Source organism: Shewanella decolorationis S12, from assembly GCF_000485795.1.
GTDB classification, from domain to species: Bacteria; Pseudomonadota; Gammaproteobacteria; order Enterobacterales; family Shewanellaceae; genus Shewanella; species Shewanella decolorationis.
This window is the reverse complement of the sequence record NZ_AXZL01000056.1, coordinates 1-18084: the sequence shown is the minus strand read 5'-3', so window position 1 is coordinate 18084 and position 18084 is coordinate 1. Positions and strand designations below refer to the sequence as shown.

Below are 18084 nucleotides of genomic sequence, written 5' to 3'. Positions count from 1 at the left end.
TAAGTAATTGATAAAGGTCAACAATGAGTATTCAACCCCATATTCTCGTCGCGCCCCATCAAGTCAGTGAAAAAGCCGTCGTCTGCGGCGAACCCAATCGAGTCAACCGCATCGCGGCGCATCTAACGGATGTCGAACCCTTGGCGGATAACCGTGAGTTTCGACTGATGCGTGGCCGTTATGGCGACACTACAGTCACCGTCTGCAGCACTGGCATTGGCGCGCCCTCGGCGATCATTGCCCTTGAGGAACTGTATCAATGCGGTGTAAAGCAACTTATCCGCATCGGCTCTGCTGGTGCGCTACAACCGCAGATAGCCATAGGTGATGTGATTATTGCCGAGGCCGCCGTTCGTGATGATGGCGGCTCTGCCAGCTATGTAAAGCCCGGTTTTCCGGCCTGTGCCAATCATCGCTTGGTCGGCAAACTGCAAGCATACTGCGCGCAGCATTATATTATTGCCCATAGCGGCATAGTGCGCTCCCACGACAGTTTTTATACCGATCAAGAACAGGACCTCTGCCACTATTGGCATCGCCAAGGCGTGCTCGGGGCCGATATGGAAACCGCAGCCTTATTCACCGTCGGCCGACTGCGCCAAATTGAAGTGGCGGCCATACTCGCCAACGTAGTGCTGTTTAATCAGGATGTTAAAGCAGGCGTTAATGACTATGTAGCATCGTCCAAGGCAAGCGCCCAAGGTGAGCAACATGCCATTTTAGCCGCGCTCAACGCACTGTGTGATTGAAGCCTGTTGAGCCTAAAGCGGCCCGCATTGCCGCTAAACGCAGCATCAGATAACCACAAAGTCATGCTCTTAATGGCGCAGCCAATGCGCCATTATCCCATTCACCCACACTTCCATTACACCAAGCCCACAACAGAGTTTGCAGCGCCACAACAGCGGCGACGCGCATTGTGCGCTATCATCCACCGCTACCAAAATACCTGTATGCACCGATTAACTGATTTTATGATCGAATAAGTATCAATCCTGCGGCGAAATGCGTACCTTAATCGCATTAGTAATCCGCAACTATCATCAACATGCAGTTACATCCTGAACTCTCTAGCCGCTTTGGCGACACCTTAAACGAGCAGCGCGAACTCTTTAAGCAAGCTTTATTTCAGTGCCAAACGGCCACCCGCCACTTTGCCCTCGGAGATATCATGTTGCAACAAGGGCAAAATGTGCGTGAGCTCTACGTGGTATCTGTAGGGAAAGTCGCCATGTATACCAGCGCCAATAATGGTCGGCGCTTTCAACTTGGCGAGCTAAATTGTGACCAGCATATTTTTGGCGAAATTGAGTTTTTTACCCAACTGCCCTGTCAGTGGACTGTGGTGGCTGAAGAGCAAATAGAAGTCGAGGTAATTTGTGCGGCCAAACTGCAACAATGCATCATCACGCAACCGCAATTAGCACTGTTTTTTGCCTCCGCGCTAGCATGGGATTACCAGGACTCAATGGCAATCTACACCAACCGCTTATTGCATCCCATCGCCGTCAATATCGCCCTCGATTTGCTACAACGCAGCCAAAACAATCTCGCCCTCGGAGCCTTTAACAAGGTCGAGCAAGAAGCCGAACGCTTCGGCACCAGCAGTCGCGTCTACCGCCGCGCACTCAACTCCCTGATTGAACTCAGCCTTGTCGAAAAACGCGATCAGCAGCTGCATATTATCGATCCAAAGGCGCTCACTGCTTTTATTGCTGAGTAGTTTAACTTTCAGGGGAGTTTTGCTGTTTCAATAGGCGCTACACCCCATCAAATCATCTTAGTATGCGGCGCTTTTTAGCGATTTCCTCTTAAGATGAATCAAATCTCAAAAGGACTCATCCAATTCCAGCTTGATAATCCCCATATGACTTTTTAACAGACGCTATTTATGTGACAGCTGCGGCAAATCTTGAGTATTTTAGTCGGGATTTATTGCACCACTTTAAAGCTGCAAATATTATGCATGTAAATTATTTGCGCTTTGGAGTGTTGTTATGCTGTCAGCTAATCTCTCGTCTGGTCCTCAAATAGAAGAACCCTCAATCTCACCATGGCTTGATCGTAAAGTGGGTGAGTTAGTTGCTGAGGATTTTCGTCGCGCCCATGTGTTTAGCCAATTTGGTATCGATTTCTGCTGCGGTGGTGGTAGAGCACTGATCAAGGCCTGTGAGCGAGCAGAAGCCAATCCTGAGCAGGTTGTTGCGGCATTGGAGGCAGTCTCGGACTCTGGCGCTAAAGAAAATGAGCTCAATCAGCTACCCCTCGACCAGTTGATCGATTATATCGAGCAAACCCACCACCAATACGTTCGTGCTAAGGCGCCATTATTGCTCGAATATTCAGAGAAAATGGTACGCGCCCATGGCGAGCATTATGCAGAGATTATTCCCTTCGCTGGTTGGGTACGCGCCTTAATTGGAGATTTAATGCCGCATTTGATGAAGGAAGAAAATATCCTCTTCCCCGCGATCCGCGCCATGAGTCAAGGCGAACAAGTGCAAGGTTGTTTTGGTCATATCGGCAACCCCATCAATGCGATGCGATACGAGCACGAAGAAGCCGGACAAATTTTGCAAAAGCTACACGAGTTAACCAATGACTTTACGCCGCCGGAATACGCCTGCACCACATGGCGCGTATGTTATGCGACTCTCGTCGAATTTGAGGCGGACTTGCACCGACACATCCATTTAGAGAATAACATCCTCTTCCCTAAGGCGCTGCAACTCGCCTAATAAACAAGATTGATTAACCACCAAGGTCAGCACAACTGCTGGCCTTTGTGATTTTGGCGTGTTACAAAAAGTGGTGTGCCTTGCTAGGATAAGCCGCCATGACATACCCCACATTCGCACTCGACGATATTGGTTCACTGCATGAATCTGCCCAAGTGGAGTTTAAACTGGCACATGGGCGTAATGGCCAAGGCCAACTCCCCGAAGATATTTGGGCAACCTATAGTTCCTTCGCCAATACCTTAGGTGGCGAGATTATCCTCGGGGTGCGTGAAGAACATGGTCACTTCACCATTGAAGGCATTCCTAATCCACTACCCGTATTACAGGAATTTTGGGAAATCCTCGATGACCCAAGCCGCACCAGCCATAATATTTTGGCGATTTCCGATGTGCAGCTGATTGAAATTATGAATAAAAAACTGATAAGAATTCGCGTACCGATCGCGCCAGAGCACCTAAAGCCTGTATTTATCGGTACAGATCCTTATACGGGGACTTATTTTCGTGTGGGAGATGCCGACATGCACGCCAGCCGAAGACAGGTTACACAAATGCTGCGCCGCGCCCATCACTGCAATAAGCAACTTAAGGCGCGGTAGTATTTCTAAAAACCCGCGAGTAAATAGCCACCCATAGCAGCAATCGCCACGCCCGATACCCGCATTAAGCTGCGCTGTCCGGTGACCCGCTGCATGCCAAGCCCTAGCATAACGCCACCTAAATGGATAACCGCAGTACCGAATAAGAAACCAAAAGCATAGAGCACGGGACTGGCGAGCTCTGGCATTTCCATGCCATGGGCATGGCCGTGGAAAATCGCAAACACGCCGACAAATGCCATCGCAAACAACAGCGGTAATTGGCGGTCAAAGGCAATCGCCAGCCCAAGCAATAAGACAGATAGCGCAATGCCAATTTCGACAAAAGGCACCGGAATCGCGTATAACCCTAAAATACCACCCACCAACATGAAACACACAAAGGCTAAGGGCACAGTCCAAATAGCGCGGCCGCCCAATTGAGTACTGAGCATGCCCACACTTAACATAGCAAGGAGATGGTCAAAGCCTAAAACAGGATGATTAAAGCCCGCCATAAAACCACCACCGGAGTGGATTTCGTGCGCCGACGCAGGGGCAATAAACGATAGACTCAAGAGGAGCAACAGACTTAAACGCACCATAGCAGTTCCTTGTTAGTGAAAGCGTAACAACTGAGTTAAACAAATGCTAATACTCTACGGCAAAACGATATGCCAATCCTTGATCCCTATCACTTTAAATAGGCTGCTATTCTTTTAAGGCAATAACATTTCTTGTAATGAATCGAGTGAAGCAATTTCCATATGGGGCAAGAGTGCTGCAATAGGCAGCGACGCCACGCGGCCAAAACTTGGGTTGAGCCAAACCGACTGACACCCCGCTAAACGCGCACCACGAACATCGGCATTCATACTATCGCCAACGTGCAGCAGTTCATCTAAGCCGATATCTAGTCTTTCACAGGCCTGTGAAAACATATCTTTAGCTGGCTTCATCCGCACACCACTGCCAGGATGCAGCACAAATTCGAACACATTACTTAAGCCGATACGCTGTGCGTCCACATTGCCATTGGTGATACCAATCAAGCGAAAGTGGGCCGATAAGCGCGTGAGTAGTGCCAAGACGTCGTCTGAAACCTGAAAATGGCTGCGATGAAAATAAAAACAATCCAAACCTTCCTGCGCGCCACGTTTTGCCTCAAGTTCACTATAACCGAGCAGTAAAAGGCCTTTGTGCAGGGTCGCAATTCGCGCCGCAGAGGTGTCATGGGCAAGGGCCGGATTTTGCTGTATCAGTTGCAACTTGAGCAGTCGCCATTGCTGCGGTTGCCAAGCTTGAGTCAGCGGATAAGCCTGATGCAAAAACTGCGTGAGCTCGGCTTCGGCGTTAAGAATGTGGGGCTCGTTATCGTATAAGGTATCATCGAGATCGAAGCTAATTGCACGAATCTTCTGGGGTCTAAGATAACAACGCATTATTTATCCTGTTGTTTTTTCGCTCTAGGATGGGCGTTATCATACACCTTAGCTAAGTGTTGGAAATCTAAACTGGTATAAATTTGCGTGGTAGATAGGTTTTCGTGGCCTAATAATTCCTGCACCGCCCGTAAATCGGCACTGGATTCCAGCATATGCGTAGCAAAGGAATGGCGTAACTTATGGGGATGCACCCGCATAGAAAGCGCCTGCTCCTGACCCCATTTGCTCATCCGCGCCTGAATGCTGCGATGGGATAAACGCTTGCCCTTCTCGGTGACAAACAATGCGCTATCTTCACAGGGAATTTGTTTGCGGCACTTAAGCCAAGCACTGATGGCCTCTATAGCGTAACGCCCAACGGGGACTATACGCTCTTTGTTGCCTTTGCCTAAGACGCGCACTTCATGCTGATCGTATTGCACACTGGATAAGTCCAGCGCCGCCAACTCAGCCAAACGCAATCCACTGGAGTAGAATAGCTCCATAATGGCTTTATCACGCAGGGTCAGTGGGTCATTGCCCTCAATCGCGAGCAGATGCGAGATAGAATCGACGTCGATATTCTTAGGTAACGGTTTGGCTTGTTTGGGCGCACTCAGTCCCTTAGCAGGATTGAGTTCAATCACGCCTGAGCGCAATAAAAACTCTCCCCACTGTTTGATGGCCGACAACCACAATGATAGCGAGCGGGGGCTTAAGCCCTTGCGGTGCAGCTTAGCAAGCACCTGTTGCCAATGCTCACGGCCCACATTGAGCAAATCAACGCCCTCGGGCAGTAACTCGCTTCCCCGCTGCAACTCGTACATATAATTGCGAACCGTATGCGCCGATAACTGTCGCTCCGACTGCATATAGGTTTCAAATTGCTGCAAATAGGACTGACACTGCGGGGGCATCTCCAGCTCCTCATCATTAGGGAATTGAGGCAAGGCGGACCATGTACCTTAAAGTTTGGCCAGCATATGTGCGAGTAACCGACGTAATTGTTCGAGCAACATATTGTCCATATCCGGATGGAAATGAGTAGCATCATGACTAGCGATGGCAAAAATTACTGGAATATTATCGGCTAACTTCACTAACGCGACTGAGCCCACTTCGCTACCAAACAGGCGTTTCGCTTCCTGCTGGGTTAAGCGGCCAAAGTAGTAATCCTTACGTAGGCGCTGCGCCCAAATCGCTTGCATCTCAACATCAGCGTCTAACACACTGATAAGACGCACATGGGTAAAATTAAACTGCGTCTTTAAATTATCGGCCAGCACTTCTTTAAGCGCTTCTAAATTAACGCAATTGAGTAACTTAAAAGACAACTCAGTGTTAAACCGAAATATCTTTTCATTGCGTGCCGCCATCGCCAGCAGACTGGTGATTTCTTCTTCGAGTTGCCCAACCCGTTGGCGCAGTAACTCTTGGCGTCGCTCGACTAAAGAAATCGCGCCGCGCTCCGAATGGGGCAAACGCATCGCCAATAACAGCTCGGGATATCGATTAAAAAAGTCTGGGTTATCGAGTAGGTACTCGCGAATAATCAACTCATCGAAGGGAAGATTGGTCTGCGGCATCAAAGGCTCGGTCATAACTGAATTTGTCCATCGTAAACGTGCTGCGCAGGTCCCGTCATCCATAGCGGTTTGCCTTCACCTTCCCAATTGATGGTTAAGGTGCCACCCGGCAAATCGACACGCACCTGTTGGTCAAGTTTGCCTTGGATCTGCCCTACCACCACGGCGGCACAAGCGCCTGTGCCACAGGCTAAAGTCTCGGCCGCACCACGTTCATAAACTCTAAGCTTGATATGGCCCGAGTTCACCACCTGCATAAAGCCCACGTTTACCCCGCGCGGAAAACGCTCATGCCTAGTGAGCAGCGCGCCAATTTCGGCGACATTGGCGTTAGCAACATCTTCGACATCGAGCACGCAATGGGGGTTGCCCATAGAGGCCGCGCCACATAAAAAGGTTTGTTGCGGCGTTTGCAGCAGATAGGTTTTTTCGGCCTTTTTGGCTTTGAAAGGAATTTGGCTTGGGTCGAGCACGGGCACGCCCATGTTCACAGTAACGGTGCCGTCACGTTCGAGGCGCAGAGTCATCTTACCCGCAGAGGTGCTTACACGAATTTTATTCTTATTCGTCAGTCCTTTATTGCGAACAAAGCGCGCAAAACAACGGGCGCCATTACCGCAGTTTTCGACCTCACCACCGTCGGCATTAAAGATACGATAGTGAAAATCCAAATCGGGATCATAGGGCGGCTCAACCAGTAAAAGTTGGTCGAAACCTATGCCAAAGTTACGGTCGGCTAAACGGCGGATCTGCTCAGGCGAAAAGAACACGTTCTGCGTGACACCATCGACCACCATAAAATCGTTGCCTAGTCCGTGCATCTTAGTGAATTGGATCAAGATACTTATCCTTTAAGCCTAGGCGCCGCCATTAACTAGCCAAGCGCCTGAATCAATATAATTTTCTAGTTTACGGCAGGAGTTGCTCACCTTGCCAGAGCTGCGCTAATTTTTCTCGCTCACGCACTAGATAAGCCTTATCACCATCAACCATCACCTCGGCCGCACGCGGACGAGTGTTATAGTTTGAGGCCATGGCAAAACCGTAGGCACCGCTTGAGCGCACGACCAGCAAATCCCCCGCCGCAATCGCGAGTGCTCTGTCTTTACCTAAAAAGTCACCGGTTTCGCACACTGGCCCTACGATATCAAATACTTGTGCCTGTTCATCCCTTGGATTTACCGGAATGATATTTTGCCAAGCACTATAGAGTGCTGGGCGAATTAAGTCGTTCATCGCGCCGTCGACAATCGCAAAACGCTTATCGCTGTTTTCTTTAAGGTACAGCACCTGAGTCACGAAAATCCCCGCGTTAGCGGCAATGGCACGACCCGGTTCGAAAATTAACTTGAGTTTGCGATCGCCTAAACGCGCGAGCAGTGCAGCGGCGTAAACATCGGGATGCGGCGGGGTTTCATCATCATAGGTTACCCCTAAACCACCACCCACATCGAAGTGTTCAATCACAATGCCTTGCTCGGCCAGACGGTCGATAAGGGCTAACATTCTGTCCATCGCATCGAGGAAAGGCTGGATCTCGGTCAGCTGTGAACCGATATGGCAATCGACCCCTTTTACCTGTAAATGTGGCAGCGCATGGGCACGGGCGAATACAACTTCGGCCTCATCCATGGCGATACCAAATTTGTTCTCTTTAAGGCCAGTAGAAATATAGGGATGCGTTCCGGCATCGACATCGGGATTCACCCGCAGCGACACAGGGGCAACTTTACCTAAGCGACCAGCAACGTCGTTAAGTTGGTCAAGCTCGGCGCTTGATTCGACGTTAAAGCAATAAATACCAAGGTTAAGCGCTTGTTCCATTTCGGCAACGGTTTTACCCACGCCAGAAAACACCACTTTAGCCGGATCGCCACCGGCCTCCATCACCCGCGCTAACTCGCCACCGGAGACAATATCAAAACCACTGCCTAAGCGAGCCAATACGTTAAGTACCGCTAAGTTCGAGTTGGCTTTTACTGCGTAACACACTAAATGTGGATGGTCGGCCACCGCATTGTTAAACGCATGCCAATGGCGCTCGAGGGTCGCACGGGAATAGATATACAGTGGCGTGCCATACTGCTGGGCTAAATCATTGACCCGACAGCCTTCGGCGTACAGGGTATTGTCTTGGTAGAGAAAGTGATCCAATGTCCGATTCCTTACTGCGCTTTGTTGTAATTATGCTGATTATTATTGTGTTATTTCAGTTTCAGCTTGAGGCTCCGCCGGATTAGCAGGGGTTGCTTCTCTCTCAGGCGCCTTGACTTTTTTAGACTGAGTCACCTCTGCGGGAGAGGATTTATACAGGGGGCCTTTTTGACCGCATGCTGTAATGAATAGGCTACCAAGCAATAACAATAAAAACAGTCTCATTTTTCTCAACATCTGTGCATCTGGTGACTAATAGCCTTATAATCGCACCCATCTTGACGAAAGCAAAGGACAGAAATGCATGGCCATGACAGATACAGAATTTCACCAGCTCGCCGATGACATGTTCCAAGCGATAGAGACCGCTATCGAAACCGCAATTGATCAACAAGACGCCGATGTGGATATCGATGCCAGCGGTAACGTGTTACAGCTGGAATTTGTCGATGGTTCGAAAATCGTCATCAACAAACAAGAGCCTTTACATGAAATCTGGGTTGCGACCCGTTTCGGTGGCTATCACTTTGGTTTTGTTGATGGTAAATGGATTGATGGTCGTAATGGTGGCGAGTTTATGCCCTTTGTGCAGGACTCCATCCTTCGCCAGAGCGGTATCGCATTGAGCCTATAATAGGCGGATATGACATTGCTAAGCGGGAAATGATTCCCGCTTAAAACTCCACATTGGCATTATTGATATCCACCCCAAAAGGCATCACGGTCAACTCGCCGGCCACCCGCACCAGCTGGAAAAACTGCGGAATATTAAAGCGTGCTTTTGATGCATAAAATTCATCAAACACATAGTGATGACTCACCTTGTTAACCAGTTCGCTCATATCCGAACCAGACTGCACATAATGGCTTAACTGATTTTCCTCATCGAGAATAAACACATCTAGGCTGTCAGCGCGTTGGCGCAGAAAATATTGAATCGCGCCCTTAGCCGCAAAGTTCTGAATAATTTTCGGCATACTCGAAAAGGGATCGTCGCCCAACTCAGGCCGAGGTAATTGCACCAAATGACTGCGTGACAGCTGCTGATAGAAAGATTTGGCATCGCTCAAGTCCTGATACGCCATGCCTAATGGATTAAAGAAAATCCCATAACGGGTATGACTGATTTGCAGCGGCTGCACTAAGGTGCTCGATTGCTGCACTTGTTGACAGAGGCGCACGGTTTGTTTCAGCAGGTTTTTCACCGCTAACTTAAGTTGTGGCCTAAGTTTTTGCGAGCAGCTAATCACATCCATATCAACGGGATGGGTTGCTCGTCTTAATCCCGGCGTGACAAACGATAGCGCCTGCAACACCGCAGTTTCGCCCTCAAAACGGTGGCATTGCCACTCTGCCCAACTATTGAGGCAGATAGCATCGAGGGCGCCGAGCATATTTTCCTGCTTACGGCCCAATGAAAACACGTTGGCATTCATCACATCGACCATCATCTCTTGCCCATGCCAATTGACGGTAGGATCACAGTCGAGATTAAGGACAAAAATAAGCTTTCTAAAATGCCAGGGCTGACATAAATCGAGTTTCGACACTCGCCAATCATGGTCAATAAAATTAAGCAGTCGCCTTGAGGCTTCTGTCAAACGGCTAGATTTGGCTTTGCCCTGACCAAATTCATACCATTTGGTTTCCAAGGTCGAGACCCCATTTAAACAGGCCCAGATCATTAACGACGAAGGACTTTTCCCTTTACAAATAGCTGATTCACCTAAAAGATTGCGGGGAATTGGTCCCTGACGATAGAGGTAATACAGATTTTCCTTGGCACTAGACACCATGGTCACTTCAGATTCGGCAACCGAGCGGCTCCAGAGTAAATTCAACTTAGCGATTTGGTCTTCATCTTGGCTGAAGTAAGTGTGCAGTTTGCGAGTAAGCATCCCCAACTCTTCAATCCTGAGTCCCTCGTTTAACTCATGGGTCGAGGCGAAACGCAGTAAGGTTTGGTAACTCGCCAGCAGTAATTCATTGAGTTGCTCATTAAACCAATTGAGCTGGCCACTATGCCAATGCTCGCAATCATCTAAGGTAGTGATCAAACTGTCGGGCCACTGCCACTCCTGCACCAGCTTTTGCATTTTGGCATAACGCCAATCTTTACCCTGAGCCTCCACACTCAAAAACACACCGCATTTGAGATAAAAACAGCGACGTACAATCTCGAGTCGGCGACTATCATTTTGCTTTAATAGGTAAGCCTCAATAACCTCATAAATCGCGTAGTAGGCATCGTTAGAGGCTGAGAAATCTCCCCCTAAGGTCTTTTGCCATAACCTGTCGCACAAGAGTTGCGAATGGGGATATTCACTCGCATAGGCCTCAAGTAGCAGTATTTTTATCAACGCCTTATGGGGCTTATTAAGGCCTTTATAGAGCTGCCAAAGCGAAGCTCCAAAGTACTCACTTGCTGGTAACTCATGCACATTGCCCAGGTATAACAGCTCAGGATTGAGCTTGGCATCCGGCCACCATGCAACGGTTTTGCCCGCCAATCGAATTTGGCTACGGTAAAACTCCTCAAGCAATAACCAGTGCTGAGTACTACCACTGTGCTCATGGGCCATCGACGATTGGCAGCCCGAACGCTGCGCCATATCCCCACAAAATTGCAGTGGGTGAACTAAATAAAAATTCACCTCAAATTGATACTCGGCAAACCAGGCAGTTAAACGCTCAGTTTTTAATTTGATTAAGGCTAAGTCGTCATCACATAACTGCGCGTTGTGCACTAACCACACATCCACATCGCTCTTAGCATTTTGACCAAAGCTTGCAGTGCTGCCCATGGCATAAACGCCTTCAAAGGCTGGATTTTCAACCTCGCTGGCAATAAAGGGGAGCTTAAATACATCACAGGCCTGTGCCTCAACTGAGTCAGGACAATAACCTTGGATCCCACACGGCGTATTGACATCGACAAAGCCAGGATACTGAACGCTATTCTGCTGAATAAGAAAGGGGATTAAACGGAACAAATGCTTTTGCAGCGGCGAAAGCAAAGCCAAAGCTCGTGCAATACGAACTTGATTAAGTCTTTCTGCGATATCAGGAAATTGACCTTGCTGATCCATCCTAGAACACGACACTTAAGCACAATTGAGAAGTGTGCTCATGTTAACACTTTTGCAAAGCGGAGCAACTAAATGAGATATCCATCACATTTTTATGTTATTTAGAACACCGCCGACTTCAAAGAATCGATACGGCTTCCTTACATTCGCGAATAGCCAATGTTAGCATTGGCGCAACTAAGATCTCGGATGGAAACTAGGCATGTCTGAAAACCGCATACGTATCGCTACCCGCAAGAGTCCGCTAGCCATGTGGCAAGCTGAATTTGTTAAAGCAGAATTAGAACGCGTTCACCCAGGTATCGTGGTGGAACTATTGCCAATGAGCACCAAGGGCGATGTTATCTTAGACACTCCCTTAGCAAAGGTTGGTGGTAAAGGCTTGTTTGTAAAAGAACTCGAAGTCGCCATGCTGGAAGATCAAGCCGATATCGCAGTGCACTCAATGAAAGACGTGCCAGTGGATTTCCCCGAAGGCTTAGGGCTGGAAGTGATTTGTGAACGCGAAGATCCGCGTGATGCCTTTGTGTCTAACCTGTATAAGTCAATCAGTGAGCTGCCACTTGGTGCAACAGTCGGCACCTCAAGCCTACGTCGTCAGTGCCAGCTACGCGCCTCACGTCCAGACCTGATTATCAAAGATCTGCGCGGCAACGTCGGCACCCGCCTCGCGAAACTCGATAACGGCGAATACGATGCGATTATCCTAGCTGCGGCAGGTTTAATTCGCCTGAAGTTATCAGAGCGTATTGCCAGCTTTATCTCTGCGGAAGAATCTTTACCCGCCAACGGTCAAGGCGCTGTTGGTATCGAGTGCCGCACTAACGATGCACGCGTAAAAGCGCTTTTAGCACCTTTAGAGCACTTAGAGACTCGCTACCGCGTGATCGCCGAGCGCGCCATGAATACTCGCCTCGAGGGTGGCTGCCAAGTACCTATTGGTGCCTTTGCCGAAATAAACGGCGATGAGATGACACTGCGCGGCCTCGTGGGTAATCCCGATGGTAGCCAAATCATCGAAGGCGTGATCACAGGTCCAAAGACCGAAGCCACGCAACTCGGTGTCGCCCTTGCAGAAGAACTGCTGAGTAAAGGCGCCAAAAGCATCCTCGACGCTGTTTACGCAAAAGCCTAAGACGATGAAAGTCTTACTGACGCGCCCCGAGGGGCGCAATCAGTCAATGGTCGATGCCTTAACTGAAAAAGGTATCGACCACTGCGTTACCCCACTCCTCTGTGTCGAGGCCACGCCTCCTCTGCCCCCAGACACTTCGCATCCACTCGCTAATGTCGATATGGTTATCTGCATCAGCGCCAATGCGGTGAGCTTTGCTGATGCTGCGTTTAAAGTCGATACAGCCCAAGTTAAAGACTGGCCAAACGTGCATTATTTCGCCGTAGGTCATGCAACTTGGGAAGCGCTGCAAGAGAAGGGAATTGAGGCTCTCGAAGCACCAGATGATTGCCAGCAAACAGAAGGCTTGCTGACATTGCCTGCACTGCAACATATCCAAGGCAAACATATCACTATCATTCGTGGTGTCGGTGGTCGTGAAGCCCTCGCCGAGCAACTGAGCGCCAGAGGTGCAAAGGTACGCTATTGGGAAGTCTATCAACGCGCTTGCCCGCCACTCGATGGCGCTGCGGTTAGCCAACACTGGCGTGACTTAGGGATAGATACTATCGTCGTAACGAGTGGTGCAGTACTGGATAATCTGATTAATCTAGTGCCAAAAGAGTTATTTGCATGGCTGCGCTCATGTCATATCATAGTCCCCAGTAACCGAGTAGAAGCTCAAGCTCATGCCTTTGGTATAGCCCAAGTCACCAATGCCAATGCCGCCAACAGCAAAGCCGTGCTAAACGCCCTTAAACTCTAAGTGCTATTTAGCCCGATTTTACTCGAATTTCGGCAGTAGCATGATTTTAAGGACTGTTAAATGGATAACAACAAGCACGACGCCCAAAGCCCAGAGTCACAGGCTACCCCAGTTCTCGCTCCGTCGGTCAATACCGATGACGCTGCGCCACAGACCCAAGCTTCTGAACCCCAGGCCAATCAACTCGAAGATAAAGCCGTTAAACCTGCCGATACTAAGCCGCAAGCCAGCAAACCCGAATCGACTCAAGCGGCTCGCCAAGTGTTGCAAGTGAATCGCAGCTCCTGGGCGATTCGTTTCGGTGTGTTACTGGCCTTAGGCTTAACCGTTTGCACCATAGGTGGCGGCTATTTGCTGTATCAACAAATGCAGCAACAGCTTCAATTGCAAGAGACAAAAAATCTAGCCCTGCAAGATCAGTTACAGCAGGCTTTACTCGTCCCGAATCAGCGCATTGCACAGCTTGAGCAACAACAACTGTCCGATGCCAAAACCTTCCAAGAATTGTCGAAACTCGCCACAGACCAAAGCCAGTTGCAGGACAGATTAAATAAGCTGGCCCAACGTAGCCCAACCCACTGGATGGCCTCGGAAGCCGAATATTTGGTGAACATGGCGGGTCGTAAACTTTGGCTCGAAAAAGATCCGCGCACAGCGACCGACTTATTAAAGTCAGCCGACGAAACCATTGCCGCGATGAACAACCCCGCATTACTGCCAATCCGTAAGGCGCTGGCCAAGGATATTGCGGCGACTACCAATATTAAGAGTGTGGATATTGAAGGTGGTGTACTAGCACTCAATGCCTTAATCGATCAACTCGACAAATTACCACTTAACCGCGCCGACAACGCCTCAAGTACACCGGAAGATACGGCCATTTCTGGCGATCTGAATGATTGGCAAAGCAATCTAAGTAAAACTTGGAAGGCGTTGACCCAAGATTTTATTACCATTCGCCATCGCACCGCCGATGCGCCAGCCCTGCTCGCGCCAGAGCAACAATGGTATCTGGTTGAGAATATCCGCCATAAACTGCTGCAATCACAACTGGCACTCTATCGCTATGATAGAGCCGCTTATCATCAATCACTGATGATGGCGCGCCAGTGGATCCAAACCTATTTTGATGTTCAAGCCCATCAAACTAGTGAAGCGATTGCCGAAATCGACAAGTTGGCAACACTCGAGCTTGACCCGATCACCCTGAAATCCTTTGCCGCTAAGCCGCTGTTATTACAGTTAACCAGCTATGGTGAGCTCACCTCTTCAGAGGAACCACAGCTATGATTAAAGCATTGATATTTCTTGGGTTCATATTAATAGGTTTGTGTATTAGCCCTTGGATTGTTGGCAATACTGGCTATGTGTATATTGCCGCTGGCGATTATCAGCTTGAGACCAGTTTAGTTTTTGGCATCATCATGTTAATCGTGTTCTATGCCCTATTCCAAGTGCTGGAATGGCTAGTGATCACTGTGATTAATCTGCTGCTACGTAGCCGTTTTATCCCGCAGCATTGGCGTCGCCGCTCCGCCAAAAAACACACCCTCATCGGCGCACTTGCCATTGCCGAAGAAGATTGGCCTGCGGCAGAGCGCGCCATGATTAAAGGGGCCGACAACGGTGAATTGCCAGCATTAAATTTGTTAGCCGCAGCACGCGCCGCGCAACACCAAAATAAAATTGCAGAGCGAGATCAATATCTTGCCCGCGCAGAAGCCCAACCTATGACGGCCAATGCGGTAGCAACCACTCGTACCCGTTATTTACTCAAACAAGGTGAATTAGCCTTAGCCAGAGCGGAACTCGATAAGTTAGCACCAACCAGTAAGAGTAAAGCCCCAGTGCTGAAACTCGCCCTCGAGTTATATCGCGCGCAACAAGACTGGGAAGCACTTAAGCTATTGCTGCCAATATTGAAGAAACGCCAAATTCTAGATGATGCAAAGTTAACTGCACTCAGCGTTGAAACCCATTGCGCCCTATTAAAAGCGGCGAGTCTTAAAGGGGAAGATGCCCTAGAGCAATGCTGGCAATGGCTTTCACGCGATGAACGTAACCAGTCTGAGTTTTTAGCGATTTACGCCATGGGCTTATGCCGCTTTAATCGTAAAGACCAAGCGCTTAAATTACTCTCGAAAAAGCTACGTAGCTCGCCAGAGTCAGCACTGTTAGAAGTGATTCCACAGATCGTCACCGCCCATGACGAAGAGATCCGCAAGCAATTGCTCAAGCATGAAATCACCCATGAGAATAATGCTGATTACCAAAAATGCTTAGCACTGCTGTATCAACAAACCCGCGACATGAAAGAAGCGAAAACCTGCTGGCAGAATGTGTGTCGCCTTGCCCCGAGTAAAGACTCTTGGCTTGCGCTAGCACGCATTCAAGAGCAATTAGGTGAACAGGGCAATGCTAATCAAAGCTATCGCCAAGCGGTAAACCTATAATATTTTGCCGTCGCAGCCCCATTAGCGGGTTGCGACAATGCTTGTTGAGCAGGTATTGCCTAAGCAAATTTATTGGTTAATAACTGAAGTTGGCGGTCAACCTCTTGCACATCTCAAACAATTCATAAAACTTTAATATCTATTTCAAGCACAAATTGTTATAAAAATGTTTAAACATAGAAATCAATGACACTAGATACAGTTGCATTTGTGATTTAAGATACAACATCTAGTTTTTTGGTTTATAAACGACATTATTCAGTCTCTCCTCCAGTAAAACCCAGTCACAGCAAGCCATCTAGGTGCGTCAAAAAATTGACTTGCGCTACTTACCCAGCTAAAATTTCACCACTTGTATCACAATTCTGCATTTTTGTTGAATTTGTGCTTCTTCGGATTAACACACTTTGGCTGTTGGGAGCTAATTATGGGATCGGTAATTACATCAAAGAAAGGTTTGCTCAAGTTAGTTAATGGGCAGATCAATATCGAAGTTGATGGTTCAAAACAACCCGCTAAGGATGGCGAACAACTCCCAAAGGGTGCCGTTCTCCACATTGGTGAAAATGCCACTTACGAAATCACTTTTGATGATGGCACTAAGTTATCAAACGAGGCAGCGCCAGCTATTACAGCAGCTACCCCAACAAACGCTGAAGCAACACCTGATGAAATCCAAGCATTACAAGATCTTATTGCTTCAGGTGAGGACCCAACGAAAAACTTACCTGAAACCGCTGCAGGCAATGCCCCTGCCAGTGATGGTAATTCCGGTTACGTAAGTCTTGCCCGCGATGGGGCCGAAGCGATTGCAACATCCGGCTATAGCACATCAGGACAAACACTCGCAGCGATTGCTAGTAACACGCCAGATCAATCTATTGCGACAGACTCTCCCTCAGTATTAGCAAACGACAGTATTACCGTTGATGAAGATACAGTAGCCACAGGTAACGTGCTCAATAACGATACTGACGCTGACACAATTTTAAGTGTGGTGAGTTTTAGTGTTGACGGTACAAGTTTTGCGGCAGGTTCAACAGTTACTCTAGAAGGCGGTAGCTTAGTCATCAATGCCGATGGCTCTTACACCTTCACGCCAAATGAAAACTGGAACGGTCAAGTTCCTGTTATTACCTACACCACCAACACTGGCTCAACTGCGACATTAACCATTAATATCACTCCAGTTGATGACCCATCAGTTCTTGCCAACGACACAAATACTGTCGATGAAAATACGGTAGCAACTGGTAACGTGCTAGATAACGATAGCGATGTGGACAATGAACTGTCCGTGACCAGCTTTACAGTCAACGGTCAAACGGTTGCAGCTGGCACCACAGTTACTTTAGAAGGCGGTAGCTTAGTCATCAATGCCGACGGTTCCTACACATTCACACCTAACGAATTCTGGAATGGCCAAGTACCCGTCATTACTTACACCACCAATACTGGTTCAACCGCAACATTAACGATTAATATCACTCCGGTTGCAAATGGCGGTCCTAGTGTCACTATCATTACAGACACTAACAATGACGGCTTCATCAGTAATGAAGAACTTGGTGGAGCAACCGAAGTAAACGTCACTATTGGCTTGGAGGGTACTGGCGCGAATGCGGGAGATACGCTCACAGTTAATGGTGTTGATTACATCCTAACGCAGGAGGACATAGATAATGGATTTGTTAATCTAACGCTTCCAGCTCCTGCTGAAGGTGAAACAATCACTGTCGTTGCAACCATAACAGATGCAGCAGGGAACACCTCGCCAGAAGGCAGTGATTCCGCAGTTCTGGACACTACAGGTCCAGTGATCACTGTGAGTGCGCCCGATGACACGCAAGATACAACGCCCACTATCACGGGTACAACCGATGCTCCTCCAGGTAGTACTATCACTATCGTTGTTACCGACAGTACGGGAGCACAACAAACTCTTACAACGACGGTTAACCCAGATGGAACTTATGTAGTTGATGTGACCAACCCCATCGCTGAAGGTGGCTACACTGCAGAGGCTTCAGTCACCGATCCAGCGGGTAATACAGGAAAAGCCAGCGATAACGGCAGCGTAGACACCCAGATTGACCAAGACGGTGACGGCAACACCGTGGCCATCACCGCCATCACCGAAGACACCGGCAGCTCCAGCAGTGACTTTATCACCAACGAC

At 48.7% G+C, this 18084-nt stretch carries 18 protein-coding genes; 10 read left to right on the top strand and 8 right to left on the bottom strand.

Annotation, left to right across the window (positions count from 1 at the left end):
* Positions 1-23 precede the first annotated feature (23 nt).
* From SHD_RS06460 to SHD_RS06445, 4 genes are all read left to right on the top strand, one after another.
* Positions 24-749: a nucleoside phosphorylase gene (locus SHD_RS06460; protein WP_023266368.1), complete on the top strand. Its 726-nt coding sequence runs from the start codon at positions 24-26 to the stop codon at positions 747-749.
* Positions 750-1048: 299 nt separating this feature from the next.
* Entirely contained in the window at positions 1049-1723 is a 675-nt protein-coding gene (locus SHD_RS06455) for a Crp/Fnr family transcriptional regulator (protein ID WP_023266366.1), read from the top strand.
* Positions 1724-1997: 274 nt separating this feature from the next.
* A complete protein-coding gene (gene ric, locus SHD_RS06450; protein ID WP_023266365.1) occupies positions 1998-2738 on the top strand; it encodes an iron-sulfur cluster repair di-iron protein in 741 nt (246 codons plus the stop codon).
* A 98-nt stretch (positions 2739-2836) separates the two neighbouring features.
* A complete protein-coding gene (locus SHD_RS06445; protein WP_023266364.1) occupies positions 2837-3340 on the top strand; it encodes an AlbA family DNA-binding domain-containing protein in 504 nt (167 codons plus the stop codon).
* Between the two features lie 5 nt (positions 3341-3345).
* Here the strand turns inward: SHD_RS06445 and SHD_RS06440 are convergent, their stop codons facing one another.
* The 7 genes from SHD_RS06440 to lptM form a co-directional block, all read right to left on the bottom strand.
* A complete protein-coding gene (locus SHD_RS06440; protein ID WP_023266363.1) occupies positions 3346-3924 on the bottom strand; it encodes a HupE/UreJ family protein in 579 nt (192 codons plus the stop codon).
* Between the two features lie 114 nt (positions 3925-4038).
* Positions 4039-4761: an HAD-IA family hydrolase gene (locus tag SHD_RS06435; RefSeq protein ID WP_023266362.1), complete on the bottom strand. Its 723-nt coding sequence runs from the start codon at positions 4759-4761 to the stop codon at positions 4039-4041.
* Positions 4761-5660, bottom strand: coding sequence for a tyrosine recombinase XerC (xerC, locus tag SHD_RS06430; RefSeq protein WP_039977717.1), 900 nt, complete (start codon positions 5658-5660; stop codon positions 4761-4763). Before xerC ends, SHD_RS06435 begins: the two co-directional genes overlap by 1 nt.
* A gap of 48 nt (positions 5661-5708) precedes the next feature.
* A complete protein-coding gene (locus SHD_RS06425) occupies positions 5709-6344 on the bottom strand; it encodes a DUF484 family protein (protein WP_023266360.1) in 636 nt (211 codons plus the stop codon).
* Positions 6341-7168 carry a diaminopimelate epimerase gene (dapF, locus tag SHD_RS06420; protein ID WP_039977715.1) on the bottom strand — a complete coding sequence of 276 codons (828 nt, stop codon included), beginning with the start codon at positions 7166-7168 and terminating at the stop codon, positions 6341-6343. Before dapF ends, SHD_RS06425 begins: the two co-directional genes overlap by 4 nt.
* A 70-nt stretch (positions 7169-7238) precedes the next feature.
* Positions 7239-8483 (bottom strand): diaminopimelate decarboxylase, encoded by a 1245-nt coding sequence (lysA, locus tag SHD_RS06415; RefSeq protein ID WP_023266358.1) that lies wholly within the window; start codon positions 8481-8483, stop codon positions 7239-7241.
* A 42-nt stretch (positions 8484-8525) separates the two neighbouring features.
* Positions 8526-8708, bottom strand: a complete 183-nt coding sequence (gene lptM, locus SHD_RS06410) for an LPS translocon maturation chaperone LptM (RefSeq protein ID WP_052030986.1) — start codon at positions 8706-8708, stop codon at positions 8526-8528.
* A 79-nt stretch (positions 8709-8787) separates the two neighbouring features.
* Here lptM and cyaY point away from each other — a divergent pair, with 79 nt between their 5' ends.
* Complete coding sequence (gene cyaY / locus SHD_RS06405; RefSeq protein WP_023266356.1) at positions 8788-9117, top strand: iron donor protein CyaY; 330 nt, start codon at positions 8788-8790, stop codon at positions 9115-9117.
* Positions 9118-9157: 40 nt separating this feature from the next.
* Here the strand turns inward: cyaY and SHD_RS06400 are convergent, their stop codons facing one another.
* Entirely contained in the window at positions 9158-11572 is a 2415-nt protein-coding gene (locus tag SHD_RS06400) for a class I adenylate cyclase (RefSeq protein ID WP_023266355.1), read from the bottom strand.
* 202 nt (positions 11573-11774) lie between these two features.
* Here SHD_RS06400 and hemC point away from each other — a divergent pair, with 202 nt between their 5' ends.
* The 5 genes from hemC to SHD_RS06375 all read left to right on the top strand — a co-directional run.
* Positions 11775-12707, top strand: a complete 933-nt coding sequence (gene hemC / locus SHD_RS06395; protein ID WP_023266354.1) for a hydroxymethylbilane synthase — start codon at positions 11775-11777, stop codon at positions 12705-12707.
* Between the two features lie 4 nt (positions 12708-12711).
* Positions 12712-13452 carry a uroporphyrinogen-III synthase gene (locus SHD_RS06390; RefSeq protein WP_023266353.1) on the top strand — a complete coding sequence of 247 codons (741 nt, stop codon included), beginning with the start codon at positions 12712-12714 and terminating at the stop codon, positions 13450-13452.
* A 60-nt stretch (positions 13453-13512) separates the two neighbouring features.
* Positions 13513-14742, top strand: a complete 1230-nt coding sequence (locus tag SHD_RS06385; protein WP_023266352.1) for a uroporphyrinogen-III C-methyltransferase — start codon at positions 13513-13515, stop codon at positions 14740-14742.
* Positions 14739-15905 carry a heme biosynthesis HemY N-terminal domain-containing protein gene (locus SHD_RS06380; RefSeq protein ID WP_023266351.1) on the top strand — a complete coding sequence of 389 codons (1167 nt, stop codon included), beginning with the start codon at positions 14739-14741 and terminating at the stop codon, positions 15903-15905. The genes SHD_RS06385 and SHD_RS06380 overlap by 4 nt, the downstream gene beginning before the upstream one ends.
* A 427-nt stretch (positions 15906-16332) precedes the next feature.
* Positions 16333-18084: retention module-containing protein (locus SHD_RS06375; RefSeq protein WP_023266350.1), on the top strand; the 1752-nt coding region annotated here is incomplete at its 3' end.